This is a genomic window from Halomonas sp. BN3-1 (genome assembly GCF_003056325.1).
In the GTDB taxonomy this organism is placed as follows: Bacteria; Pseudomonadota; Gammaproteobacteria; order Pseudomonadales; family Halomonadaceae; genus Halomonas; species Halomonas litopenaei.
Genome location: NZ_PYVV01000014.1, coordinates 16,917 through 42,635, shown reverse-complemented (window position 1 = coordinate 42,635; position 25,719 = coordinate 16,917). Strand labels below are relative to the sequence as shown.

Here is a 25,719-nt window from a genome sequence, read left to right as displayed (position 1 = left end):
GCAGGAGACATGACGCCCATGAGCGAACAGGCACGCGATCCGCGCCTGGTGGTGGAGGTCCTCTCCGAGGCCCTCCCCTATATCCAGAAATTTTCCGGCAAGACCGTGGTGGTCAAGTATGGCGGCAACGCCATGACCGAGGACGCCCTGATCGACTCCTTCGCCCGGGACATGGTGCTGATGAAGGAAGTCGGCATCAATCCGGTGGTGGTCCACGGCGGCGGCCCCCAGATCGGTGATCTGCTGGCCAAGCTCAACATCGAGTCGCGCTTTGTCGGTGGCATGCGTGTCACCGACGCCGAGACCATGGACGTGGTCGAGATGGTGCTCGGCGGACTGGTCAACAAGGATATCGTCAACCAGATCAATCAGTGCGGCGGCAAGGCCATCGGCCTGACCGGCAAGGATGGCGCCCAGATCCGCGCGCGCCAGCTCAAGGTCGAGCACCAGAGCCCGGAAATGACGGCGCCCGAGATCATCGACATCGGCCATGTGGGCGAAGTGGAACACGTCTCCACCGACCTGATCGAAATGCTCGCCGCCCGGGATTTCATTCCCGTGATCGCCCCCATCGGGGTCGACGGCGAGGGTCGCAGCTACAATATCAATGCGGATCTGGTGGCCGGCAAGGTGGCCGAGGCGCTCGGCGCCGAGAAGCTGATGCTGCTGACCAACGTGGCCGGGTTGATGAACCGCGACGGTGAGGTGATGACGGGACTTTCCACCGCTCAGGTCGACGAATTGATCGCCGACGGCACCATCCACGGTGGTATGCTGCCGAAGATCCGCTGCGCCCTCGACGCGGTCAAGGACGGGGTCGTCAGCGCCCATATCGTCGATGGCCGGGTGCCCCACGCCACCCTGCTGGAGATCTTTACCAACGCGGGTGTCGGCACCCTGATCACCAACGAATCGCCCAACTGAAGTACCCGTACCAAGGCGATACGAAAGCGACACGATAACGACGCAAGGAAGTGCGAACCGGGCACAAGCTCCGGACGCAAGGGAACTCGCCCGCCGGCGCCCCGGCGGGCCATCAACGACAAAAGAATTCGATATCATGACGCAGGAAAAGACCCCAAGTCGGCGGGACCAGATACTGCAGGCGCTGGCCCTGATGCTGGAAGAAGACAGCGGCAAGCGCATCACCATCGCCGCCCTGGCGCGCCAGGTCGGCGTCTCGGAGGCAGCGCTCTACCGCCACTTCCCGAGCAAGGCCAGGATGTACGAGGGCCTGATCAGCTTTATCGAGGAGACCCTGTTCGAGCGCATCACGCGCATCCTCGACGAGCAGCAGGAAGCGCTGCCGCGCTGCCATCAGATCATGACCCTGGTGCTGGCCTTCACCGAAAAGAACCCGGGCCTGTCGCGGCTGTTGGGCGGCGACGTACTGACCGGCGAGACGGCGCGACTGAGGCAGCGTATCCACCAGCTGTTCGAGCGGCTGGATACCCAGTTCAAGCAGGTACTACGCGAGGCGGAGCTGCGCGAGGGTCGCCGGCTGGCGATGCCGGCCAGCGCCGGCGCCAACCTGCTGACCGCCCAGATCGAGGGACGCATCGCCCAGTACGTGCGCAGCGACTACCGCCACCGCCCCACCGAGCACTGGGAAGACCAGTGGCCGGCACTGTCGTCACACCTGCTGAGAGACAGCGCCATCCCCGCCTGAGCAAACGACGCCCGCGCGGCGGGTCACGTGGCAAGCTGCAAGACAAGGCGTCGATGGGGGAGTCAGCTCCCCCATCCCTTCGCTGCCCCTTCGGCGCCGCTCGCTGGCACGATCGACAGCGGCCTTTCGCTCGCTACCAGCTGCCGGTGTTCTCCATCGAGGCCCAGGGCTCGGCGGGTTCCAGGGCGTCGCCCTTCTGCAGCAGTTCCACTGAAATGCCGTCCGGGCTCCTGACGAAGGCCATATGGCCGTCGCGGGGGGGCCGGTTGATGGTCACGCCGTTGTCCATGAGCTTCTGACACAGGGCGTAGATGTCATCGACGCGATAGGCCAGGTGGCCAAAGTTGCGTCCGCCCTGGTACTCCTCCGGGTCCCAGTTCCAGGTCAGCTCGAGCTCCGGCGCGTTGAGCTGGCTTGAGCGTTCCTCGTCCTCTGGCGCCGCCAGGAACACCAGGGTAAAGCGTCCCTTGTCGTTGTCCTTGCGACGCACCTCCTTGAGGCCCAGCAGGTCGCAATAGAAGTGCAGAGAGGCGTCGAGGTCGCTGACACGCACCATGGTGTGTAGAAATTGCATTCGGGTCTCCTCGGAGTTCAGGGGTAGGCCGCGTCTGCTGCGCGAGCTCAAGGGTAACGGGCCACTACCTTGGCGCGGCCATCGTCGACTGTAAAGCCAAGCACCGCGTAGTCATCGAGGCGACCGGTCTCCATCCCGGGCGAGCCATGGGGCATGCCCGGCACCGCCAGACCATCGATATCCGGGGACGTCTCCAGCAGCCAGGCCACCTGCTCGGCGGGGACATGGCCCTCGATCAGGTAGCGCCTGCCGTCTTCATTGGTCAGGGTAGCGGTATGACAGGACGCCAACGCCTGGGGAACCCCCAGGCGCTGCTTGACCGCCGCCATGTCGGGGCTATCGTGAAGACGCACCTCGAAGCCGGCCTCACGCATATGCTCGGCCCAGGCGCTGCAGCAGCCGCAGTTGGGATCCTTGTGCATGTCCAGGCCGGCGGCCAGTGCGAGCGGACTGAAGACACCCATGAGAACGGCGCCCAGGGCGCGAGAAAGACGTGTCATCGCGTATGATCTCCTGACGGAAAAAAGAGAAGGACAGGCCTCAGGATCGCAGAATCGCGCCATCAAGGGTATGCCGAGTCGGTACCCTTTTTGTCCTAGCGCAGATCGGTCCCAAGGGAATCGAGACATCCTACCAACAAGAGCAAGCCGCATGAGCGAGTACTGCGACCTGGCCCCGGGGCATCCGCTGCACGGGCCCTACCATGACAGCGAATACGGGTTCCCGATCCGAGGCGAGTCCGACCTGTTCGAGCGCCTGGCACTCGAGATCAATCAGGCCGGTCTGTCGTGGCTTACGGTGCTGAAGAAGCGCGAGGGCTTCAAGCGCGCCTTCGACGGTTTCGACGTCGATCGGGTCGCCGCCTACGACGACGATGATCGGGCACGTCTGCTGGCCGACGCCGACATCATTCGTCACCGCCTGAAGATCGAAGCGGTGATCCACAACGCCCGGGTGATCCAGGCCATGCGGGAGTCCCACGGCGGCTTCCAGGCCTGGCTGGATGCCCACCACCCACGTGAGCACGCTGACTGGGTGAAGCTGTTCAAGCGTCACTTTCGCTTTACCGGGCCGGAGATCGTCAAGGAGTTCCTGATGAGCGCGGGCTACCTGGCCGGCGCCCACCGCGACGACTGCCCGGTGCAAGCCCGAGTACTGGCGGCGGCGCCACCATGGACTCGCTGACCCAGGCCGCCCTCGGCGCGGCCCTGGGCGGCGCGGTTCTGGGCCGTCACCTGGGCCGCAAGTCATTGCTCGCCGGCGCGGTGGTCGGCAGCCTGCCGGACCTGGACGTGCTGATCGACTACGGCGACGCCGTGGCCAATGTCACCTACCACCGTGGCTTCAGTCATTCGCTCTTCGTATTGACGGGGCTCTCGCTGGTGCTGGCCGGGCTAGCTCAGCGACTAGCCCAGCGACTGGCCGAGCGTCGGGCCAGACGCCCGCCCCCGGCACAGGGCCGGGGCTTGAGCTCGGGTCTGAACCGGGACTTGCAACACCTTGGCTTGTTGCGCTGGTGGCTGTTCTTCTGGCTGTGCCTGGTGACCCATCCGCTGCTGGACTCGCTGACCACCTACGGCACCCAGCTGTGGTGGCCACTCGAGGTCACCGCGCCCAGCGCCACCCCGCTGGTGTTCATCATCGACCCGGCCTACACCCTGGCCTTGCTGGTCGCGCTGGTGATCGCACTGTGGCGTGGCCATCGGCCAGCGACCTTGCAACGCGCCGCCAGCTGGGGCCTGGTGATCTCGACGCTGTACCTGCTGCTGGCGCTGGGCGCGCGCGGCTGGGTCGATGCCAGGGCCGACGAGGCGCTCGACCGAGTCGGCATGGCCGAGGCACCGCGCCTGATCCAGCCGGCGCCCTTCTCGATCCTGCTGTGGCGGGTCACCGCCGTGGACGGCGATCGCCACGCCGAGACGCTGGTCGGCCTGCTCGACGGAGATACCCGCCCGGTCGTCGAACTGTTTCGACGCGGTACCGAACTCGAGGCTGCCGCCCTGGCGCTCGACAGCGGTCGCCGCCTGGCCTGGTTCGCTGGCCCCTTTGTGCGCTACGAGGTGGAGCGCAAGGGAGACGCCGAACGTCTGCTGGCCACCGACCTGCGCCTGGGCTTTCCCGGCTTCCATCCGTTTCGCTTCGCCCTGGCGCAACGCCAGAATGGCGCCTGGCGCACCCTGGAACCGACCCTGCAACTGCCGATGAGCGCAAGCCAGCGTCCCATGGGACAATTGTTCGAGCGCATGCTGTCACCACAGCCCGCGCTGTGTGTCGCTGACTTCGTCGATTCCCGCTGGCATCTGGGCGCAGGCGACGACTGCGACGCTCGCTGACACCCGGCCGGGTGTCGGCCTCTTCCCTGAGCGACGATCACCATACGCACGCCGCCGTGGCCCTGGCCACGGCGGCGTGCGAATCAGTGTCTTCAGACCTCGGGCGCGGCTTACAGCCTGGCGACCAGCGCCTCGATCTCGGCGTGGGCAGTGGTGAGGGCCGCTTCCTTGTGTTCGTCACCCATGCTGAGCCCTTCGGCAAACACCGTCTCGACCTCATTGATGCCGATCAGGCCCAGCATATGGCGCAGGTGCGGTGTCTGGGTATCCAGAGCACTACCGGCGTACTGACCGCCTCGAGCGCCGAGCACGATGGCACGCTTGCCCTCGAGCAGCCCCACCGGGCCATCCTCGGTGTAGCGGAAGCTCTTGCCCGCGCGCAGGATACGGTCGAACCAGGCCTTGAGCTGGGAGGGAATGCCCAGGTTGTACAGTGGCGCGGCGAGCACCAGCACGTCGTGGGCCTCGAGCTCGGCGAGACGCTCATCGGAGCGTGTCGCCAGCTCGCGCTGTGCCTCGCTGCGCTCTGCGTCCGCCACCTGCCAGCTGGACAGCTCGTCGAGGCCCAGGTGTGGCAGGTCGTCGGCGACCACGTCGCGATGGGTGATCTCGATATCGTCACGCTGGCGCGCCAGGCGCTCGAAGTGGCGTGCCAGCTGGGTGGACTGGCCCTGGTCGGCGAGGATGGATGAGGTGACAAGCAGTACGCGGGTCATGGCGAGTTCCTGTGGAAGATGATGTCTGCGCACAGTTTACCGCCAATAAAATTGTCGAAAAGCGAATAAATCTCGGAATATCTTTCGATAAAAACGAATAAAGCGCCGCTCGGCGCTTTATTCGCGTGTGCTGGCTACACAAGCCAAGGACGCTTTCGTCGGCTTGCCAAGCGCGTCCACGTCGCCCCCCGTCAGGGCGCGATGCCCTGCCCACACCCCTGCAGCTGACGTCCGTTGACGTTCAAGGTGACCTGGGCCGGCCAGGGCGTGCCCGCCATATCATCGAAGCAGGCACCGGCCTCGATGCGCAGCTCGAAGGGCGCATCGGCGCGGCCGCTTTCCAGGATCACTCGACCGGCACCGTTGTCCAGGGTGGTGACGCGATAGGGCAGGCTCACTTCACGCTCGCCGTAGTCCAGACTCATGTCGATGCGCGGCACGTCATTGGCCAGTTCGAGGTGCCAGCCTGGCTCGTTGCCCCGGGCCAGGAACATCACCCCGGGCTTGTCGCTGCGCCGTAGGGAGTCGCGGCGGGTACGGGCCTCGCACTCGAGCCGACCGCGGGAGCTCTTGATCACCGCCCGATCACCAATGATATGGGCGCTGAGTTCCCCTCGCTGGTAACGCTCGCCCTGGTCCACCACCGCCTGGGGCAACTGCTCGGCACCGTGGGTGGTCCACAACCTGAGCGAATCCTCCTGGGTCGCCGAGACCATGTCCTGACTCGGCGAACAGCGCCAGCCAACGAAGGTAGCGCCATCACCGACAAAGTAGGCAGAGGGCAGTAGCGGCGCCTTCTGCTCCACCGGCGCATCGGTAAAGGAACCGCGCCGCTCCGCGCGATCGGTCTGCTCGCTGGCAGGACCGGGAGCGCTGGTAGTGGCGCACCCCACCAGTCCACTCAGCATCACGACAAGGAGGGGTGAGACGACAGCGGGACGACACATGACAGGCTCCTTCGATCACGACATCAGTACGATTCCGTGGCCCCGCCAGGTGCCGTCTGGCGTGTCCCTGTCGGGGCCTACTGGCGAAGCTTACCAGCCACATCGTCAAAAGGCGCGGCTCTGCCACCATGGGATCGCCCCCTCGCACAATCGACGAACTTTCAACCGCGCTTCCCGGCGTCATGGGCCCTCTAGTGCGGCTCGGTCGTCAGGCGTGGCGTCGACGCAGCTCCTTGGCGGCCTGGACCATATTGGCCAGCGCCGGTGTCACCTCCTCCCACTGACGGGTCTTGAGGCCGCAGTCCGGGTTGACCCACAGCCGCTCCAGCGAGATGCGCTCGGCGGCCTTTTCCATCAGCGCCACCATCCAGTCCACCTCGGGCAGGTTCGGTGAATGGATGTCGTAGACCCCCGGTCCGATCTCGTTGGGATAGTCGAAGTCACGGAAGGCGTCGAGCAACTCCATGTCGGAGCGCGAGGTCTCGATGGTGATGACGTCGGCGTCCAGCTCGGCGATGGAGGCGATGATGTCGTTGAACTCGGAGTAGCACATGTGGGTGTGGATCTGGGTCGCGTCCGCTACGCCGCTGGCCGACAGGCGGAACGCCTCCACCGCCCAGTCCAGATACTCCTGCCACTCGGCCTTTCGCAGCGGCAGACCTTCCCGCAGCGCCGGCTCGTCGATCTGGATGGCGCGAATGCCCGCCGCCTCCAGGTCACACACCTCGTCACGCAGTGCCAGGGCAATCTGGCGGCAGGTGGTCGCGCGAGGCTGGTCATCACGCACGAAGGCCCACTGCAGCATAGTCACCGGGCCGGTCAGCATGCCCTTCATCGGCGCCCCGGTCAGCGACTGGGCGTAGCGGCTCCACTCCACCGTCATCGGTGCAGGACGGCTCACGTCGCCGAACAGGATCGGTGGCTTGACGCAGCGTGACCCATAGCTCTGGACCCAGCCGAAGCGGGTGAAGGCGTAACCGTCGAGCTGCTCGCCGAAGTACTCGACCATGTCGTTACGCTCGGCCTCGCCGTGGACCAGCATGTCCAGGCCCAGCTCTTCCTGCAGCCGCACCGCCTGGGCGATCTCCTCGCGCATCCTGGTGTGGTAGTCGTCAGCGGACAGGCGTCCTGCCTTGTGGTCACGACGGGCAGCGCGAATCTCAGCGGTCTGGGGGAAGGAGCCGATGGTGGTGGTCGGAAACAGCGGCAGTCCGAGGGCGCGACGCTGCTGCTCGGCGCGCTGCAGATAGGGGCTCGGGCGCTGGCTGTCGGCCTCGCCAAGCGCCGCCAGGCGTGCACCGACCTCGGGACGATGAATGCGTGGCGACTCACGCCGCGAGGCAATCGCCTGCACGCAAGCCGCCAGCAGCGCCTCGTCTTCGGGTCGCACCCGGCCAGCGAGCAGTCTTGCCAGGGTCACGGTCTCGTCGAGCTTCTGGCGAGCGAAGGCCAGCCAGCTTCTGAACTCGGCGTCGAGCTCGGTCTCGCGCTCCAGGTCCACCGGCACATGCAGCAGCGAGCAGCTGGGGGCGATCCACAGACGCTCGCCCAGACGGCTGGCGGCGTTGGTCCACTGATCGCGCAGGGCAGCCAGGTCGGCGCGCCAGATGTTGCGTCCGTCGATGACGCCCAGCGACAGCACCTTGTGAGGCAGCAGACGGTCGACCACCGTCTCGACCTCCTGTGGGGCACGCACGGCGTCCAGGTGCAGCCCCGCCACCGGCAGATTGACCGCCAGGGTCAGGTTGTCGCCGAGGCCGCCGAAGTAGTTGGCCACCAGCAGCTTGACCCCCGACCCCTGCAGATGATGGTAGGCACGTTCGAAGGCTACCTTCCAGTCGCCGGGCAGGTCCTGGGCCAGGGCCGGCTCGTCGAGCTGCACCCACTCCACACCCAGCTTGGCGAGTCTGGCGAACACCTCGGCGTAGACCGCCAGCACACCATCGAGCAGCGCCAGACGATCGAAGGACGACTCGCCCCGCTCCTTGCCGAGCCACAGCCAGGTCAGCGGCCCGACCAGCGCCACCTTGACCGCGTGCCCCTGCTGCTGCGCCTCGACGACCTCGTCGAACAGCCGCGTGCTGGCCAGGCGGAAGTCCTGACCCTGGTGCAGTTCCGGTACCAGATAGTGGTAGTTGGTATCGAAGTACTTGGTCATCTCGCAGGCGGCAGCGGGTTCTCCGCTGGGTGCGCGGCCCCGGGCCATGCGAAAGGCGGTGTCCAGATCGACTTCACCACGCTCGAGCTCGGCCTTGGCAGCAAAACGCGCCGGCACGGCACCCAGCAGCAGCGACACGTTTAGCACCTGGTCATAGAAGGCGAAGTCGCCCACCGTCACCAGGTCCAGTCCCGCCTCGCGCTGATCCTGCCAGTGACGCTTGCGCAACTCGCGACCGGTCGCCTCCAGGCTGGCCCGATCGGCGTCGCCCTTCCAGTAGGCTTCGGTGGCGCGCTTGAGCTCGCGGTCGGCACCGATGCGGGGATACCCCAGAATATGAGAAAAAGTCATGGTGATTCACCTTGATCATGAATGATACGACGAAGTGTCGCTGGCATCCGAAGGGTGAATCAAACTAAACTTCTTAATCTTTACTATGAAAGAAGCTCACGATAATGCTCGAACTCCGTCATCTGCGCACTCTGATAGCGCTGCGCGACGCCGGCTCCCTGGTGGAGGCCGCCGAACGGGTCCACCTGACCCAGTCGGCGCTGTCCCACCAGCTCAAGGATCTGGAGGAGCGTCTGGGCGGGCCACTGTTCCTGCGCAAGACCCGGCCGGTGGAGTTCACCCGGGCCGGGCTGCGCCTCTTGAACCTGGCCGAACAGATCCTGCCCCAGGTGCGCATGGCCGAGCGTGACCTGGCGCGCCTGGCCGGCAACGAGCAGGGCCGCCTGCACATGGCGATCGAGTGTCATAGCTGCTTTCAGTGGCTGATGCCCACCGTGGATCACTTCCGCGACCATTGGCCGGAGGTCGAGATCGACATCCCCGGCGGCCACCACTTCGATCCGCTGCCGGCGCTGGCCCGCGAGCAGCTCGATCTGGTGATCACCGCCGACCCCCAACCCCTGCCCGGCGTTCACTACGAGCCGCTGTTTCGCTACGAAGGCCTGCTCGCCGTGGCGCGTCAGCATGCCCTGGCCGGGCGCTCCCACGTCTCGCCCCAGGATCTGGCCGACCTGACCCTGATCACCTACCCGGTGGAACGTTCGCGTCTGGATGTGTTCACCCAGTTCCTCGACCCGGCCGGCGTCACCCCCAGGGAGGTGCGCACCGCCGAACTGACGATCATGATGATGCAACTGGTGGCCAGCGGTCGCGGAGTCTGTGCGCTGCCCAATTGGGCACTGACCGAGTACCTGGAGCGGGACTACGTCAAGGCCGTCGCGCTCGGCGAGGATGGTGTCTGGAGCACGCTCTTCGCGGCGATCCGCGAGGACACCCGGGAAGCGCCGTGGATGGTCGACTTCCTGCGCACCGCGCGGGAGACGTCCTTTGCGGTGCTGGAAGGGATCAAGCCGGCCTGAGCGGGAGACGTCCTTTGCGGTACTGGAAGGGATCAAGCCGGCCTGAGCAGAAAGCATCGTCGAGGCGCTGAACGAATCAGGCCCGCCCGAAACAGGGGCCGTTCACCGGCATTCAGGTTGGCCCGCGGGCAGATTCTCAGACCCGGCGGGGGATGATCAGCGAGAAGCGCGCGCCCTTCAGGCCGGGACTCTCGTCCACGCTGACGGTGCCGCCGTGCCAGGCCATCACCTTCTGCACGATGGACAGCCCCAGCCCGTAGCCGCCGGAGCGGCGGGTTCGGCTGTCGTCCAGGCGGGCGAAGGGCTTGAAGATATCCTGGCGTGCCTCCGGCGGAACCCCTTCCCCATCGTCCTCCACGTCGACCCTCACCTGGTTGGGTTCGTCGAGCAGGCTGACCTTGACCCGGGTGCGGGCGTGGCGGCAGGCGTTGGCCACCAGGTTCTGGGTGGCCCGTTGCAGATAGCGGGAATCGGCGTGGACCTCGATCTCCGGCCCCGCGGTCAGACGCACGTCAAGATTGCCGTGCAATGGCATCAGGGAGTCGATCACCCGCTCGCAGATATCACGCAGCTCCACCGGTTCGGGGGAAGCTTCGACACCGTGGATGGTCTCGCTGTCGAGGCGCGCATAGGTGAGGATTTCGTCGATCAGATCGTCGAGTTCATCGATGTCGCTGTCGACCCCCTGCAACTGGCGCCTGACCAGGGCATCCTCGGACATGTCCTCGACCATCTGCACCGCAAAGCGAATCCTCGCCACCGGCGTCCTGAGTTCGTGGGACACAGCGCGGATCATGTCCTGCTGGGCCCGCAACAGCGACTGCACCTGGGAGGCCATGCCGTTGAAGGCCATGCCGACACGCCCGAGAAAGTCGCCGCTCTCGACCTTGACCCGGGTATCGAGGCGACCGCTGGCAAGCCGGGTGGCGGCCATCTCGAGTCGCGCCATGCGCGCCTCGATACCCCGCACGATCAGGTAGATGACGATCGCCAGTGCGCCCATCAGCAGCACCAGCATCGACGCCAACAGCGCCGGCGGAAGCGCCTCGTAGCTGGCCATCGGCCCTACCGTCAGCCAGAAGGGGGCTTCGCCGGGCGGCGTCACCTGCATGAACAGCACCACCGACCAGTGCTCGGGCAGTAGCTGCATCATCACCTCGCCACCGGCCAGGCGGTTGCGCTGACGTGGCTCGAGGATATCCGGAGGGGACTGGCTGATCGATACCGGCAGATCGCCACGGGTCATGCTGTCGATGCTCGCCTGGCGCGCCCCCGCCGGCAGGCTGGCGAGCCATTCCCCGCTGAGCTGGGTCAGGCCCCGCAACTGGCGCTCCGACATGCCGGACAGCGACACCTGCAGGACCGCGCCACCGGCGGGCATCAGCCGCCAGAAGCGCCACTCATGGGGACTGTCACGCCCTACCAGCACGCCGCCGCGCTGCAGTCGAAGACGGGTGAAGTAGCTCGGCGACAGCGACGACAGCGGCACGATCGACATCGACATGTCCAGCGCCTCGGACTTCTCGGCCATCCACTCACGCCGCTCGCCCCGCGGCATGCTGTCGATCATCGTCGCCAACAGGTGCATGGGCGCCTCGGCCAGCTGTTCGCGATAATGCTCGATGCGCACCTTGTCGATCAGCGTCATGCCGACCATCGCCACGCCGAGCGCCAGCACCAGGGTCGCCGCCAGCATGACGTAGACCCGCAGGAAGGTACTGTCGGCCAGGGCGCGACGCATGGGTTCAGCTGTCCTTCACGAACAGATAGCCCTTGCTCCTGACCGTCTTGATGCGGTGCGGATGATGGGGGTCATCGCCTATCTTGGGCCGAATCCGCGACACCCGCACGTCGATGGAGCGGTCCTGGCCGTCGTAGCGGATGCCGCGCAACTGGGAAAAGATTTCTTCGCGGGTCAGCACCCTACCGGCGTGGCTGGCCAGCAGCCACAAGAGGTCGAACTCGGCGCTGGTCAGATCGATACGCTCGCCCTTGAGCCAGGCCTCGCGGGTGGCGTTGTCGATTTCCAGGTCCTGGAACGTCAAGCGGCTTTCGCCACTGACCTCGGCTCCGTCAAGACGACGCAGCAGGGCACGCATGCGTGCCAGCAGTACCCGCGGCTGCACCGGCTTCGGCACATAATCGTCGGCGCCCATCTCGAGCCCCAGGACCTGATCCATGTCGTCGGTCCGCGCGGTCAGCATCAGGATCGGACCACCGTAGTCGCTGCGAACACGACGACAGATCGACAGGCCATCCTCGCCCGGCAGCATCAGATCCAGAATCACCAGATCCGGCTGCAGCGACAGAATACGATCGACGCCGCGACCGCCGTCATCCTCCAGGCTCACCCGGAAGCCGTTGGCTTCGAGGTAGTCCCGCGTCAGACCAGCGAGACGCTCATCATCTTCGATGATAAGTACGTGATCCTGTTCTCGTTGCTCTGAACGTTCTTCCATAGGGGGTCTCATTCCTTTTGGCGAATGCCGGGCATTATCCAACCTGGCCGAATGACTGGTGCTGAGCAATGTCACACGCGATAACACAAGGATACCCGAATTTTGCGCTGTCGCCTGCCCTCGCCCTGATGCGCATCAAGGCCGCCACCACGGCGTCCACGCCGGTTGTGCCCAGTTGCCCCCTTGATGACCACACCTCATCCACAGACTTATCCACTTGATGACCGGTGAGAAGCACACTATCTTGTGTCCGAATATCCAGAGAGACACCACATCATGTGTCTCTAGCAATATCACAGAAGCCTGTCAACTGCCTCTTTCTCGCAGTTGGTCACGCCTGTTTTCACGACTTTTTTACCTCATAGGGAGCCTCGGCGCCATGGATACCCTCGCTAGCCCGGACCGACCGTCCGTCTCCGTCACCGCCCCCGACACGCTGCGCGTGATCAAGCGCACCGGGGACGTGGTGCCCTTCGACGCCGGCAAGATCGCCGTGGCCATCAGCAAGGCATTCATCGCCGTCGAGGGGGACAATGCCGCCACCTCCAGCCGGGTCCGTGACTTCGTCAAGGAATCCGCCGAGGCCATCGAGCAGACCTTTGCCCGTCGCCTGGCCGACGGTGGCACCGTGCACATCGAGGATATTCAGGACCAGGTCGAGCTGGCGCTGATGCGCAGCGGCGAGCAGAAGGTCGCCCGCGCCTACGTGCTGTACCGCGAGGAACACGCCCGCGCCCGCGAGGAAAGCGGCATCGAGAAGCCGCACCCGACCCTCAACGTCACCGCCGCCGACGGCAGCCGTCGTCCGCTGGACCTGGGGCGTATCGAGACCCTGGTGTTCGACGCCTGCGAAGGCCTCGAGAACGTCGACCCCAACAAGATCGTCCAGGACTCGCTGAAGAACCTGTACGACGGCGTGACCATCGACGGTGTGTCCCAGGCGCTGATGATGACCGCCCGCACCCTGGTCGAGAAGGACCCGAACTACACCTACGTCACCGCTCGTCTGCTGCAGGACAACCTGCGCCGCGAGGCGCTGTCGTTCCTCGACGTGGCCGAGGACGCCACCTACGGCGACATGGCCGAGCTCTACAAGCCGGCCTTCGTGCGCTACGTCGAGCGCGGCATCGAGTTCGAACAGCTCGACCCCGAGCTTGCCAACTTCGACCTGGAACGTCTGGGCGAGGCGCTCGACCACAGCCGCGACAACCAGTTCACCTACCTGGGCCTGCAGACCCTGTACGACCGCTACTTCATCCACCGCGATGACGTCCGCTACGAGCTGCCCCAGGTGATGTTCATGCGTGTGGCCATGGGCCTTGCGCTGAACGAGGACGACCGCGAGACGCGGGCCATCGAGTTCTACGAGCTGCTCTCCAGTTTCGACTACATGGCCTCCACCCCGACCCTGTTCAACGCGGGCACCGTGCGCAGCCAGCTCTCCAGCTGCTACCTGACCACCGTGCCAGATGACCTCGAGAGCATCTACGGCGCGATCCGCGACAACGCCATGCTGTCCAAGTGGGCCGGCGGTCTCGGCAACGACTGGACCCCGGTGCGTGCGCTTGGCTCCTACATCAAGGGCACCAACGGCAAGTCCCAGGGTGTGGTCCCCTTCCTCAAGGTGGTCAACGACACCGCCGTCGCGGTCAACCAGGGCGGCAAGCGCAAGGGTGCCGTCTGCGCCTACCTCGAGACCTGGCACCTGGATGTCGAGGAATTCCTCGAGCTGCGCAAGAACACCGGCGATGACCGTCGTCGTACCCATGACATGAACACCGCCAACTGGGTGCCGGACCTGTTCATGAAGCGGGTGTTCAATGACGAGGAGTGGACCCTGTTCTCACCGTCCACCTGCCCGGACCTGCATGACCTGTACGGCGTGGCCTTCGAGAAGCGCTATGCCGAGTACGAGGAGATGACCCGCAACGGTCAGCTCAAGCTGTTCAAGCGGGTCAAGGCCAAGGACCTGTGGCGCAAGATGCTGTCGATGCTGTTCGAGACCGGCCATCCCTGGATCACCTTCAAGGATGCCTGCAACATTCGCAGCCCCCAGAGCCACGCCGGCGTGGTCCACAGCTCCAACCTGTGCACCGAGATCACCCTCAACACCTCGCCCGACGAGATCGCGGTGTGCAACCTGGGCTCGATCAACCTGGCGCAGCACGTGGTCGACGGCGAGCTCGACAACGACAAGCTCAAGAAGACCGTGCGCACCGCGGTGCGGATGCTCGACAATGTCATCGACATCAACTATTACGCGGTGCCCCAGGCGCGCAACTCCAACTTCAAGCACCGCCCGGTGGGCCTTGGCCTGATGGGCTTCCAGGACGCGCTGTACGCCCAGGGCATCGCCTACGCCAGCGGCGAGGCGGTGGCCTTCGCCGACCGCTCCATGGAGCTGATCAGCTACCACGCCATCGAGGCCTCCAGCGATCTGGCCGCCGAGCGCGGACGCTACGAGAGCTTCGAGGGCTCGCTGTGGAGCCAGGGCGTGCTGCCGATCGACTCCGTCGACAAGCTCAAGGCCGAGCGTGGCGAGCAGTATATCGAGGTCGACACCAGCCAGACCCAGGACTGGGATCGCATCCGTGACAAGGTGCGCAGCCAAGGCATGCGCAACTCCAACGTGATGGCCATCGCCCCCACCGCGACCATCTCGAACATCTGCGGCGTGACTCAGTCGATCGAGCCGACCTATCAGAACCTGTTCGTGAAATCGAACCTGTCCGGCGAGTTCACCGTGGTCAACTCCTGGATGGTCAACGACCTCAAGGAACGCGGCCTGTGGGACGAGGTCATGATCAACGACCTCAAGTACTACGACGGCAGCGTCCAGCCCATCGACCGCATCCCGGACGACCTCAAGGCCAAGTACGCCACCGCCTTCGAGGTCGAGCCCAAGTGGCTGGTCGAAGCCGCCGCACGGCGCCAGAAGTGGATCGACCAGGCCCAGTCGCTGAACCTCTACATCCAGGGCGTGTCCGGCAAGAAGCTCGACGTGACCTACCGCATGGCGTGGTTCCGTGGCCTCAAGACCACCTACTACCTGCGCGCCCTCGGCGCCACTTCGGTGGAGAAGTCCACGGTGGACCGCGGCAAGCTCAACGCCGTCTCCAACGGTACCGCACCCCAGGCGTCTGCACCGGCGGCGGCACCCGCAGCCGAGGAGCCCCGCGGCATCGACGACTTCCTCAAGGGCAAGGGTGGCCAGCGTCCGCCGTCCGCCGGGGAAATCGACGAGCTGGGCTGCGAGGCCTGCCAGTAACACCGGCGACAACGCCATGACGGACGTGCGGGCCAGGCCCGCACACCTCGCCCCGGCACCGCCGGGGCCACCAGACAACCCCACGCCGACGCCAGGCGCGTCGGCCGATCAGATGATCGGGAGACCGCAACAATGCTGAACTGGGACGAGTTCCACGAGGACGACACCGCCACCGCAGAAGTACCTGAGCCGAAGAAGGCACCCGAGCCGACCCCGGCCCCGGCTGCCGAGGCAACGGATGAGGTGCGCGAAAGCGCCGGCAACTACCAGGCTGCCGACCAGGACCGCATGGCCCGGGCACGCAAGTCGCTGGAAGAACTCGACGTGGCCGCCGGCCTCGAGGAACTCGAGATGGGCGCCGCCCGGATCGAGGTCGACGACAAGAAGATGATCAACGCCCGTGCGGACCTGAACCAGCTGGTGCCGTTCAAGTACGAGTGGGCCTGGCAGAAGTACCTGGACGGCAGTGCCAACCACTGGATGCCCCAGGAAGTGAACATGAACGCGGACATCGCGCTGTGGAAGAGCAACGACGGCCTGACCGCCGACGAGCGCCGCATCGTCGAACGTTCACTGGGCTACTTCTCCACCGCCGACTCGCTGGTCGCCAACAACCTGGTGCTGGCGCTGTATCGCCTGATCACCAACCCGGAGTGCCGCCAGTACCTGCTGCGCCAGGCCTTCGAGGAAGCGATCCACACCCACGCCTACCAGTACTGCGTGGAGTCGCTGGGCATGGATGAGGGCGAAGTCTTCAACATGTACCGCGAGGTCCCGTCGGTCGCCGCCAAGTCCGCCTGGAGCCTCAAGCACACCCAGTCGCTGGCGCGTCCGGACTTCCAGACCGGTACCGTCGAGACCGATCAGGAACTGCTGCGTAACCTGATCGCCTTCTACTGTGTCACCGAAGGCATCTTCTTCTACTGCGGTTTCAGCCAGATCCTGTCCATGGGCCGGCGCAACAAGATGACCGGCGTGGCCGAGCAGTTCCAGTACATCCTGCGCGACGAGTCGATGCACCTGAATTTCGGCGTCGACATGATCAACCAGATCAAGATCGAGAACCCGCAGCTGTGGACGCCGGAGTTCCAGGACGAGGTCACCCAGATGATCCTCGAGGGCACCGAGCTCGAGATCAGCTACGCCCGCGACACCATGCCCCGCGGCGTGCTGGGCATGAACGCGGCGATCATGGAGGAGTACCTGCACTTCATCTGCAACCGTCGCCTGGCCCAGATCGGCCTGAAGGAGCAGTTCCCGGGTGCCCAGAACCCCTTCCCGTGGATGAGCGAAATCATCGATCTGCGCAAGGAGAAGAACTTCTTCGAGACCCGCGTCACCGAGTATCAGGTCGGCGGCGCGCTGAGCTGGGATTGATCGAGACGACGCCCGGGCCTGACGGCTCGGGCGTCTTTCCTTCACTCCACCGACAACCCCACCAGGGAATGGCGACACCACCAATGTTCTGACGTGATTTCAGGAGGGCAACAGCATGGCTGTTTCCAATGGAAGACCCCAGCAGCATGACACCCGCGCCTGGCAGTCCGCCCTGGACCGGGCTCTGGCCGCCCACGGCGGCGAACGCGCCCTGGCCCGCTACGACCACCTGGCCCACGCCTTTCCTTCCCCCGAGTACGATCCCCGCGACGAGCACCACCCGCACCTCAACCTGGACGCCTTGAAGCGCTGGGCGCTATATCGCGGCTGGCGGGCGCAGCCCGATACCGACCGCATGAGCACGGCCAGTACCCCACCGATCTGCTTTACCCGCTTGTCGCGCCATCGCGTCAGGAGTCATTGACGACGGCCTCACTGGCATAAAAATGCGCAAGGCCCGTCACCGGGCCTTGCGTGTATCGAGCGCTCTGCCGGCGTCGTCGGCGTCTTCAGACAAGCCCTAGCGGCTGACCAGCAACCTCGCCTTGGGCTCCACCCTGATCACATCCTGCAGCGCACTGCGCATGGCCTCGCCGGAGCACGCCGCCGCGCGGCAGAACTGCAGCGCGATTTCATCATCGTGGGCCCTGCCGACCAGGGCGTCGCGGCAGCCGTCGTCACACAGCCGCTCGGCGAGATCCTCGGGGTTCACCCCTCGGGGCAGTCGAAAACGTAGTTCGAAATCGTGTTCTTTCATGACTGGCGTCCTCCTTGAAGACCGACGTTATTGTCGAACGCCGAGGCCAGTTTGAAAGACGCGCTTGAGGCTCCCTATTGTCCCAAGGATACAGTCGCCCGGCTGGGTATCAGTCCGACGCCCGGGACGACCTTCTACGCCCAATCCAGCCGCTGCCGATCAGCATCCCAAGGGTGATCAGCACCGCCGCCCCGGCAAGCCACAGGGTAGGCGCGGCGAAGCCGGTCACCACCAGCACCAGGGTCGACAGCAGCGGCGTGAAGTAGGCCAGCAGACCCAGCAGCCGCAGGTCCCCCTGCTTGACCCCGATATCCCAGGTAAAGAAGGCGCTGCCCACCGGTCCCAGGCCGAGAGCGATGACACCGAACCAGGCGCTGCCCTGGGGCCAGCGGCCGGGTTCGAAGGCCAGATGACACGCTGCCGCCAGTATCGCGGTGACCAGACAGAAGCCCCCCACCGCGGCGGTGGGTACCGTGCGGGTGGCCCGGGACAGCACCGAATAGCCACTCCAGACGAAGGCACAGGCGAAGGCGGCGGCGTAGCCCAGGAGGCTACCGCCGGCGTCGACGTCTCCGCCGATCAACAGCACCGCCCCGCCGAAACCGAGCAGGCTGCCGACCACGTGAAACCCGCGCAGGCGCTCGCCGGGCAGCAGAGCGACAAACAGCACGATCAACAGCGGCCAGAGATAGCTGATCAGGCCGGCGTTGGCCGGCGGCGCGTTCTGCTGGGCGATAAAGTAGAGGGCGTGGTAGCCGAACAGCCCGCCGACGCCCAGCGCCCAGACCAGTGGCGGCTGGCGCATCGGCGCCAGCACCGCCTCGCCGCGCAGGCACTGATAGACCACAAAGCACACAAAGGCCACGCCGAACGCCAGAGCGGTGAGCAGAAACGGTGGCACGGGCCCCGACAACTGGGTAAAGAGGGCCAGCATGGCCCAATTGAGCACCGTGGTGGCACCGATCCAGGTGGCGCGCCTACGCGAGATGTCGACCGCATCGGAGGATGCCCCCGCCTGGGCAGAGGAAGAAGATGAAGAAGAGGAAGATGAGGAAGAGCGCATAAAGACCTCCAGAGCACCGAGGTCTCGAGTGTGGGCCAGCCGCCCACACTAGGTCTTGTACGATTCTGACCTGTAGTGCCTGGCGGTTGCGGCTTGACGCCGCCAGGCGCCGGGAGAAACGTCATGGGCCTCGCGGAAGACGCGGGAAAAGTGGGCGGCGTCGTGGAACCCGCAGACCAGCGCGACCTCGCTGAGGGCCATGGCCGAGCCGGAACGAGTCCGGGCGACCAGCAACTGTCGCGCCAGGGCCAGCCGCTCACGACGCAGCCAGATCGCTGGCGGCACCCCGAGCAGCTCACGAAACTGACGGGCGAAGACCGCCTCGGACAGGTGGCACAGCGCCGCCATCTCCTTGACGCGCCAGGGGTGGGCCAGCTCGCCGCGTAGCCTTGGCAGCAGCTGGAGCAGACGCAGACGCGGCGCCGGGAGCGGCCTGCCGCGCCCTTCATCCAGCGCGTGCTGCAGGCGGGAAAGCCACCGGGCCAGCGCCTCGACGCCGGCGCCCGGGGCAGGCGCGGCCTCGACCAGGCTCGCCGGCGCGCGATAGCCCCTCGCTCGCTCGTTTTCGAAGATCCCCTCCACCCCCAGGGCCTGGCACCAGGCCACCGGCAGGTCAAGCACCAGAATGTCGTTGGCCCCCGGCGCGAGATAGTGGTGAGTCTCGCCGCTGGGGACCGGGGCCAGTACGCCCGGCCCTACGCGCAGACCACGTCCGCCAACGTCCAGTTCCACCATGCCGCCGCGGCCCAGCAACAGCTGCTGAAAGTCGTGGCGGTCACTCAACACTCGGTCTGGATAGTGTCGATGTTCGATCAGGGGGGCGTGGGTGCTCATCGGTCTAGCCCCGCACTCGCTGCGCAGGCAATGGTCGCTTCCCTTGATGCAGGTCAAATGTGATTTGATGGCAAAAGATATATGCTCTCATTTACAACCTCATCAGGCTCTGGTAGTGATGAGGACTATCGGAGGTCCTCTCCATGGAACATGCAGGAGGTCCGTCATGGCGACATCCAAGAGTGTCATCAAGCGAGTCTACGTTCCCACCCACGTCAAGACGCTGCCCAATGGCGAGCGCGTCAAGATCCCCGGCCACTATAAACAAAAGGCGCCCGGCGACTGAACAGAGCGCCAGCCTCTGTCCTGCGCCAGTCAGATCGAGGACGGCTCCCTGCACACCCGCCACCAGCCAAGCCCCACGGGGACCCCGTAAAGCAGCGCATGGACCAGCAACTCTTCGCCCAGGGCGTAGCCGTGCGACAGCCCGACGCTCAGGTTCCAGGCGCATATCGCCAGCCAGGCGAGGCTGAATATCCACATGGCGGTGTGCTGTCGCGGCTTGGGGCAGCGCCACAGCAACACCAGGACCACGACCACCCCGACGACGACAATCAACATGGTTCTCATGGGTGCCCCCTGCGTAACCTGCAATGTTGTTTTTCAGCATAGCCATGGCCGGGCGCGGCGGGACCGACGCCCGCCATCGCTCACTTCGTGCCCCCCCCTTGGGGCAAAGCCTCGGGCGCTGCGTACACCACCAGTTCGGCGGCCTGGTCTGAAGGCGCTGCACCTTGCGGCAGGACAAGCGCCACCACGTTCGCCTCGCTCCTGCCCTGGTGAGTAAGTTGGCTTGCACCCCGCGCCCCCTCGACCATTCGCTGGCGCCACAATGCCCGGCCATCATCCAGAGCGAAGGCGTAGAGCGCGACTGACCTTGTCTGGTCCGCGACGACCACCGCTGCGTCGCCGGAACTACCCGCGAGCATCATCGGCGTGGACAGGTTCGCCGTTCCGACAGGCAAAGAAAGCTCGAACGGCAAGCGCAACTCCTGGGGCAATTCGACGTCGAGGTCACCGACGGTACGACGCCAGACGATCGCCGAGCTATCGCTACCATCACTATCATCACTACCATCACTGCCGTGCAGAGCGTAAAGCGTGGACAGCTCGACCTTGACCAGCTCCCCCCAGGGAGGCGTACGGCAGGATAGCCAGGGATGACGAGGGTCGGCACCACGGGAGCCGACGCTGGCGTAGAGCGCTTGCCCATCCGGGCCGAGCCTCAGCGCCACACGGGGTGACGCCAAGGGTAGCGTCGGTCGGATCAGCCGCTCCAGCGACGCCGGCAAGGTGACTGGCCCAGCGCTGTCCCTGGCCCGCAGGCGAATACGGCAAAGCAGTTGATCCACCGGCGAAAGTCCCCACATGTCGCGTTCGCGCAGTGCCTTCGGGTCAGAGGGCGGGGTTCGCCAGGTCTCTGCCGACAGCGGCGGTGGTGGCATCAGGTCGAGCGACGCCAGGGTCTCCCCGCTGGGCATGTCCAGCATCAACAGCCGGCCCTCGCTCGTCGCCACCACCGCGGCCTGGGGTCGATCGTCCAGGCTGACCATGACAACATCCTTTGCTGCCGCCGACGCTGTGATCGCCGCATCGACAGGCATGGGGGCAAGATCCAGCGCTCGCGTCCATAGCGGTTCACCGGTGGTCACCTCCAGCGCCGTCACCCGGCCCCCCGGGCCCTGCTCACTCTCATCTCGGGTGTTGTCGCGGCGCTCGGCCCCAGAGGCAGCAGGGTCAGCAGGGTCAGCAGGGACAGCCACCATCAGCAGGCCCTGGGTCTCATCGACGGCGACGATGCGAAGGTTGTCGGCGCCTGGCGTCTCGGGCCGCCAGCGCCAGATGCGATCGCCGGTGGCGATGTCCAGCGCCACCACCTCGGGGCCGAACCCCGTCAGCAGTACCAGTCGCGAGGTGACCTGGATGCCAGCGGTTCCCTTCAGCACCTCGGCGGATGTGTCGGCACTTACGTCAGCCGCGTCAGCCGCGTCAGCCACGTCAGCCACGTCAGCCACTTCGGCCAGGTCGACCTGGCCGTCGGTGCCGAAACTCTCGCAGTGTCTGCCGGTGTCGGCATCCAGCGCCAGCAAGCGCCGATCTCGGGTGACAACGAACAGCCGCTGCGGACAGACCAGATCGCTTTCCGCGACCCCCTCTTCCCCGGCACCTTCATGGGTCGCCGACATTTCCAGGGGATCCGGCTCGCCCTCCCCGGGGGTCGGCGCAAAGACGCCCTCGACCATATCCTGCGTTCGCTCAGCGGCATCGTGATAGGCAAGCGTGCGACAGGGCCCCAGCGGCTCGACATTGTCCTCGTTGCCCTTTCCATCGCTGTTCGGGTGCCCGTCGCTGTTCGAGTGCGACCAAAGACGCTCGCCGGTAGCGACCATGCGGGCTTCGATACCGCTCGAGGTGCAGACAATCAATCTGTCGTCGATGATGACCAGAGGGAAGGCGGTGGCCAAGTGGCTCTCTGTCTCTCCCTCTGCCTCTGCCTCTGCCTCCGCCCTATCCTGCTCCAGCTCGAGACGCCATAGCGCATCAAGGCCAGTGGCGGACTCACCCTGGGGGTTTGCCGGGGCCTTGGGCACCGAGGAGCCAGAACTCTCGGGACGCGAAGACAAGGACGGTTCGACAGCAGGGAGAAAGGCCAGCAACAGCAGCAAGGACAAGCAAGAGAGCGTCATCAATCCCAGCGCCTGCCTACAGCAGGCGTAGGCACCGCGGGCGAACCAGGGCAACAGCAGCACCAGCCCCAGCAATGCCGGCAGGCCCAGACGCGGCAGCAGGCGCCAGGCGTCCAGCCCCACTTCCCACAGTGCCCAGCCAAGGGTTGCTCCAAGCAGTAAAGCGTAAAGCCCCGGGGCGAGGCGCCATCGTGCCATCAGGCCGCATCCCGTCAGCGCCAGCCCCCCCGCTGCCAGCACGTAGTACGCCGAGCCACCCAGCGCCAGCAGGTAGCCCCCGGCGGCCAGTGCAACCAACGCTGTCGCCAGCACCAACAGGCCAAGCAGTCGTGCTGGCCACCTTGCGGCACGCCTGTCATCCATCGCCTTACCTCCGGCATCCTTGACTTCGAGTCGGGCCAGCTCGACGCTCTTGCCCATCCTGCCGCTCTTGCCGCTCTCGCCGCTCTTGCTACTGGGGCGCAGCTCCATGCTACAAGGGGTAGACTACCCTTCGGTACGGGGCGGCCCTGACCGCCTGGAACAGGATAGAAGCTGCCAGATGCCACTGCGACTCCCGCAGCGTCGCTCAGTGCCGAATCGCGCTGTCGACCTTCCCGCCTCCCGCAATAGTGACACCATAGACTCATCATCCATGCACCAGGGGACACCTCCATGAATCTCTACGGCGATACACGCTCGGGAAACTGCTACAAGATCAAGCTGCTGGCATCGCTGCTGGACATTCGCATGGTGTGGATAGGCATCGACATCCTGGCCGGGGACACCCGCGAAGAAGACTTCCTGGGCCGCAACCCCAACGGCAAGATCCCCCTGCTCGAGCTGGATGATGGACGCTTTCTGGCGGAATCCAACGCTATCCTCCACTACCTGGCCAGCGGCAGTGAGTGGCTGCCCGAGGATCGTTACCGCCATGCCAAGGTGCTGCAGTGGCAATACTTCGAACAGTACAGTCATGAGCCCTACATCGCCGTGGCGCGCTTCATCTCGCTCTACCTCGGATTGCCGGAGGACCGGCGGGCCGAATTCGACGCCAAGCAGCAAGGCGGCTACAAGGCGCTCGGCGTCATGGAGCATCAGCTGGAGGCTACGCCCTTTCTGGTGGGCGAGCACCCCACCATCGCCGACATCTCGCTCTACGCCTACACCCATGTGGCCCACGAGGGCGGCTTCGATCTCGGCGCCTTTCCCGGCATTCGTGCCTGGATCCAGCGTATCCAGGCACTGCCAGGCTATGTCGCCCTCGGTGAGGACAGCCTCTCGTCCGAATGAGCAGAAGCCCCCGCTGCGGCCCACGGCGCTAAAGGTGGCGTGACGCCGGGGGCTGTCCAGCACCGCGAACCAGCCCCCGGCACCAGCACACCGCAGCAAAGCTCCGCCTCAGAGCCCTGCATCAGAGCCCTGTAACAGAGCCCTCCTGCAACAGAGCCCACGCTGCCATCGGCATAACATGCATGCCGGTGACATCAGGTATGCTATGGGGCCCACCCACGAGCCGCCCTGGAGACCCGACCTTGGCCACCGCGCTGCTTCTCAACGTCTTGATCTTTCTCACTGCGGCGGTGCTGGTGGTCCCGATCATCAAACGCCTTGGCCTGGGGGAAGTGCTCGGCTACCTGATCGCCGGCGTGCTGATCGGTCCCTCGGCCCTCGGCCTGGTACCGGACGCCGAAGGGGTACTGCAGTTTTCGCAGGTCGGTATCGTCTTTCTGCTGTTCGTCATCGGCCTGGAGCTGAAACCGGCGCGGCTCAAGCTGATGCGCAAGGCGGTGTTCGGCTTTGGCAGCCTGCAGGTGGCCATCACAACCCTGGTGCTGGGGCTGACCGCCCTGGCACTGGGCCTTCCGCCGGTGGCGGCGGCGGTGGTGGGCTTCAGTCTGGGGCTTTGCTCTACGCCGCTGGTACTGCACCTGCTGGGCGAGCGCCAGGAACTCAACAGCCGCCACGGACGCCATGCCTTTGCGCTGCTGCTGTTCCAGGACATGGCGGCCATTCCGGTACTGGCGGTGATTCCGATCCTTGCCGCCGACTCGCTGGTCAGCGGCGGCATGACTGCGGTGCTCAAGGAAGTCGCCATCGCCGTCGTCGCGTTCACCGGTCTGATCTTTGGCGGGCGCAAGCTGCTGCCGCCGCTGTTCCGCCTGGCCGCGGCCACCGACAGCCGCGAAGTGTTCGCCGGCATGTCGTTGCTGGTACTGATCGGTGCCGCCCTGCTGATGGAGCTTGCCGGACTGTCCATGGCACTTGGCGCCTTTATCGCCGGTATCCTGCTGGCCGATTCCGAGTATCGCCACAGCATCGAGGCCGACATCGAACCGTTTCGCGGTCTGCTGCTGGGGCTATTCTTCATGGCGGTGGGCATGACCGCCAAGGTCGGCCTGCTGGCACAGTCCCCTGGGCTGGTGCTGGGGCTGACCGCACTGCTGCTGCTGGCCAAGGGCGCCAGCCTGATGATCGCCGCTCGGGTCTACCGCTGCGGCTGGCGCGAGACCACCACCCTCGGCGTGCTGTTGTCACAGGGCGGAGAATTCGCCTTCGTGCTGTTGACCGCCGCGGGTTCCGCCGCCTTGCTGGCGCAGGACCTCGTGCACGTTCTGGTGCTGGTAGTGTCGCTGTCCATGGCCGCCACCCCGATCCTGTTTCTGGGCCACGAACGGCTGGTGCGGCCATTGTTCAAGAAGCCTCGGCCCAAGCGTGACTTCGATGCCATGGACGATGATTCGCCACGCATCATTCTGGTCGGCTTCGGTCGCTTCGGTCAGATCATGGGGCGTGCGCTTCAAGGGCTCGAGATCCCCTACACCGTCCTCGACATCAATGCCGACCACGTCGACTTCGTGCGTCGCTACGGCAACAAGGTGTACTACGGCGACGCTACCCGACTGGACCTGCTGGATGCCGCCGGCGCGCGTCATGCCCAGGTGCTGGTGGTCGCGGTCGGCGATCCGGATATCTCGATGCGCATCATCCATCGCGCCAGCAAGCGCTTCCCCCACCTCAAGATCTATGCACGTGCCCGAGATCGTCACCATGCCCAACTGCTGATGCGTGCCAAGGTTGGCTTTATCCTTCGTGAGCTGCTGCCGGCGAGCCTGGAAATGACCCGTGAGGTGCTGATCGGGCTCGGTGTGCCCCGCGACCAGGCCCAGCACACCATCGACACCTTCCGCCCCCACGACGAGGAGACCCTGCGGCGTCAGCTCGAGGTCTTCGGCAACGAGAAGAAGCAGATGCAGACCGTGCGACAGGCGGCCAAGGAGCTCGAGACTCTATTCGAGGCCGACGAGGACATCCTGACCCGGGTCGAGGAAATTCCCCGGCGCCAAGCCTCGGATGGCGACGACACCAAGCGCTCGGCCAACGAGTCCTGACCTCCGGCGCTTGTGTCAGAACCTCCAGCCCTTGTGCCAGAAATCGCTTGCCCAGCCATTCGCCGGCCACGTCGACGGCCAGTCTGCCCTGGCAAGGACAGAGAACGGACAAGGGCAGCGACAGGTCAGACACAGG

The 25,719-nt window shown here is 65.4% G+C and carries 22 protein-coding genes; 10 read left to right on the top strand and 12 right to left on the bottom strand.

Annotated features, from left to right (window positions below; genetic code table 11):
* Positions 1 to 18 precede the first annotated feature (18 nt).
* Together argB and slmA are read left to right on the top strand one after the other, a co-directional pair.
* Entirely contained in the window at positions 19 to 924 is a 906-nt protein-coding gene (gene argB / locus C9F12_RS17730; RefSeq protein WP_045991215.1) for an acetylglutamate kinase, read from the top strand.
* A 136-nt stretch (positions 925 to 1,060) separates the two neighbouring features.
* Complete coding sequence (slmA, locus tag C9F12_RS17725; protein WP_045991216.1) at positions 1,061 to 1,669, top strand: nucleoid occlusion factor SlmA; 609 nt, start codon at positions 1,061 to 1,063, stop codon at positions 1,667 to 1,669.
* Between the two features lie 133 nt (positions 1,670 to 1,802).
* On the opposite strand, the gene C9F12_RS17720 is transcribed toward slmA, so the two are convergent.
* Positions 1,803 to 2,243, bottom strand: a complete 441-nt coding sequence (locus C9F12_RS17720) for a VOC family protein (RefSeq protein ID WP_045991217.1) — start codon at positions 2,241 to 2,243, stop codon at positions 1,803 to 1,805.
* Between the two features lie 47 nt (positions 2,244 to 2,290).
* Positions 2,291 to 2,743, bottom strand: a complete 453-nt coding sequence (locus C9F12_RS17715; protein ID WP_108449731.1) for a DUF411 domain-containing protein — start codon at positions 2,741 to 2,743, stop codon at positions 2,291 to 2,293.
* A 151-nt stretch (positions 2,744 to 2,894) separates the two neighbouring features.
* On the opposite strand from C9F12_RS17715, the gene C9F12_RS17710 reads away from it, so the two are divergent.
* Both C9F12_RS17710 and C9F12_RS17705 read left to right on the top strand, forming a co-directional pair.
* Entirely contained in the window at positions 2,895 to 3,428 is a 534-nt protein-coding gene (locus tag C9F12_RS17710) for a DNA-3-methyladenine glycosylase I (protein WP_045991219.1), read from the top strand.
* Positions 3,416 to 4,576: a metal-dependent hydrolase gene (locus tag C9F12_RS17705; protein WP_045991220.1), complete on the top strand. Its 1,161-nt coding sequence runs from the start codon at positions 3,416 to 3,418 to the stop codon at positions 4,574 to 4,576. The genes C9F12_RS17710 and C9F12_RS17705 overlap by 13 nt, the downstream gene beginning before the upstream one ends.
* Positions 4,577 to 4,686: 110 nt before the next feature.
* Here the strand turns inward: C9F12_RS17705 and C9F12_RS17700 are convergent, their stop codons facing one another.
* The 3 genes from C9F12_RS17700 to metE form a co-directional block, all read right to left on the bottom strand.
* Entirely contained in the window at positions 4,687 to 5,292 is a 606-nt protein-coding gene (locus tag C9F12_RS17700) for an NAD(P)H-dependent oxidoreductase (protein WP_045991221.1), read from the bottom strand.
* Between the two features lie 191 nt (positions 5,293 to 5,483).
* A complete protein-coding gene (locus C9F12_RS17695; protein ID WP_108132266.1) occupies positions 5,484 to 6,239 on the bottom strand; it encodes a C-type lysozyme, inhibitor in 756 nt (251 codons plus the stop codon).
* Positions 6,240 to 6,447: 208 nt separating this feature from the next.
* Positions 6,448 to 8,748, bottom strand: coding sequence for a 5-methyltetrahydropteroyltriglutamate--homocysteine S-methyltransferase (gene metE / locus C9F12_RS17690; RefSeq protein ID WP_108449730.1), 2,301 nt, complete (start codon positions 8,746 to 8,748; stop codon positions 6,448 to 6,450).
* A 104-nt stretch (positions 8,749 to 8,852) separates the two neighbouring features.
* On the opposite strand from metE, the gene C9F12_RS17685 reads away from it, so the two are divergent.
* Positions 8,853 to 9,767, top strand: a complete 915-nt coding sequence (locus tag C9F12_RS17685) for a LysR family transcriptional regulator (protein WP_045991224.1) — start codon at positions 8,853 to 8,855, stop codon at positions 9,765 to 9,767.
* Positions 9,768 to 9,903: 136 nt separating this feature from the next.
* Here the strand turns inward: C9F12_RS17685 and C9F12_RS17680 are convergent, their stop codons facing one another.
* Positions 9,904 to 11,508, bottom strand: a complete 1,605-nt coding sequence (locus C9F12_RS17680; RefSeq protein WP_045991225.1) for an ATP-binding protein — start codon at positions 11,506 to 11,508, stop codon at positions 9,904 to 9,906.
* Positions 11,509 to 11,512: 4 nt separating this feature from the next.
* Positions 11,513 to 12,226 carry a winged helix-turn-helix domain-containing protein gene (locus tag C9F12_RS17675; RefSeq protein ID WP_083970186.1) on the bottom strand — a complete coding sequence of 238 codons (714 nt, stop codon included), beginning with the start codon at positions 12,224 to 12,226 and terminating at the stop codon, positions 11,513 to 11,515.
* Between the two features lie 379 nt (positions 12,227 to 12,605).
* On the opposite strand from C9F12_RS17675, the gene C9F12_RS17670 reads away from it, so the two are divergent.
* From C9F12_RS17670 to C9F12_RS17660, 3 genes are all read left to right on the top strand, one after another.
* The gene (locus C9F12_RS17670) at positions 12,606 to 15,494 is read left to right on the top strand and encodes a ribonucleoside-diphosphate reductase subunit alpha (protein WP_108132263.1); all 2,889 of its coding nucleotides are present in this window, start codon (positions 12,606 to 12,608) and stop codon (positions 15,492 to 15,494) included.
* A gap of 132 nt (positions 15,495 to 15,626) precedes the next feature.
* Positions 15,627 to 16,871, top strand: a complete 1,245-nt coding sequence (locus C9F12_RS17665) for a ribonucleotide-diphosphate reductase subunit beta (protein WP_045991228.1) — start codon at positions 15,627 to 15,629, stop codon at positions 16,869 to 16,871.
* A gap of 115 nt (positions 16,872 to 16,986) precedes the next feature.
* The gene (locus tag C9F12_RS17660; protein ID WP_045991229.1) at positions 16,987 to 17,295 is read left to right on the top strand and encodes a hypothetical protein; all 309 of its coding nucleotides are present in this window, start codon (positions 16,987 to 16,989) and stop codon (positions 17,293 to 17,295) included.
* Between the two features lie 96 nt (positions 17,296 to 17,391).
* Here C9F12_RS17660 and C9F12_RS17655 read toward each other — a convergent pair whose 3' ends face one another.
* From C9F12_RS17655 to C9F12_RS17635, 5 genes are all read right to left on the bottom strand, one after another.
* Positions 17,392 to 17,628: a hypothetical protein gene (locus C9F12_RS17655; protein ID WP_045991287.1), complete on the bottom strand. Its 237-nt coding sequence runs from the start codon at positions 17,626 to 17,628 to the stop codon at positions 17,392 to 17,394.
* 109 nt (positions 17,629 to 17,737) lie between these two features.
* Entirely contained in the window at positions 17,738 to 18,691 is a 954-nt protein-coding gene (locus C9F12_RS17650) for an EamA family transporter (protein WP_204248910.1), read from the bottom strand.
* Between the two features lie 48 nt (positions 18,692 to 18,739).
* On the bottom strand, positions 18,740 to 19,525 hold the full coding sequence (locus tag C9F12_RS17645; protein ID WP_045991230.1) for an AraC family transcriptional regulator: 786 nt from the start codon (positions 19,523 to 19,525) through the stop codon (positions 18,740 to 18,742).
* Positions 19,526 to 19,840: 315 nt separating this feature from the next.
* Positions 19,841 to 20,095, bottom strand: coding sequence for a hypothetical protein (locus C9F12_RS17640; protein ID WP_045991231.1), 255 nt, complete (start codon positions 20,093 to 20,095; stop codon positions 19,841 to 19,843).
* 80 nt (positions 20,096 to 20,175) lie between these two features.
* Positions 20,176 to 22,632 carry a PQQ-binding-like beta-propeller repeat protein gene (locus C9F12_RS17635; RefSeq protein WP_162816519.1) on the bottom strand — a complete coding sequence of 819 codons (2,457 nt, stop codon included), beginning with the start codon at positions 22,630 to 22,632 and terminating at the stop codon, positions 20,176 to 20,178.
* A 234-nt stretch (positions 22,633 to 22,866) separates the two neighbouring features.
* Between C9F12_RS17635 and C9F12_RS17630 the strand changes: the two genes are divergently transcribed.
* A complete protein-coding gene (locus C9F12_RS17630; RefSeq protein ID WP_108449728.1) occupies positions 22,867 to 23,484 on the top strand; it encodes a glutathione S-transferase family protein in 618 nt (205 codons plus the stop codon).
* Between the two features lie 242 nt (positions 23,485 to 23,726).
* Positions 23,727 to 25,583, top strand: coding sequence for a monovalent cation:proton antiporter-2 (CPA2) family protein (locus tag C9F12_RS17625; protein WP_108449727.1), 1,857 nt, complete (start codon positions 23,727 to 23,729; stop codon positions 25,581 to 25,583).
* Positions 25,584 to 25,719: the final 136 nt, after the last annotated feature.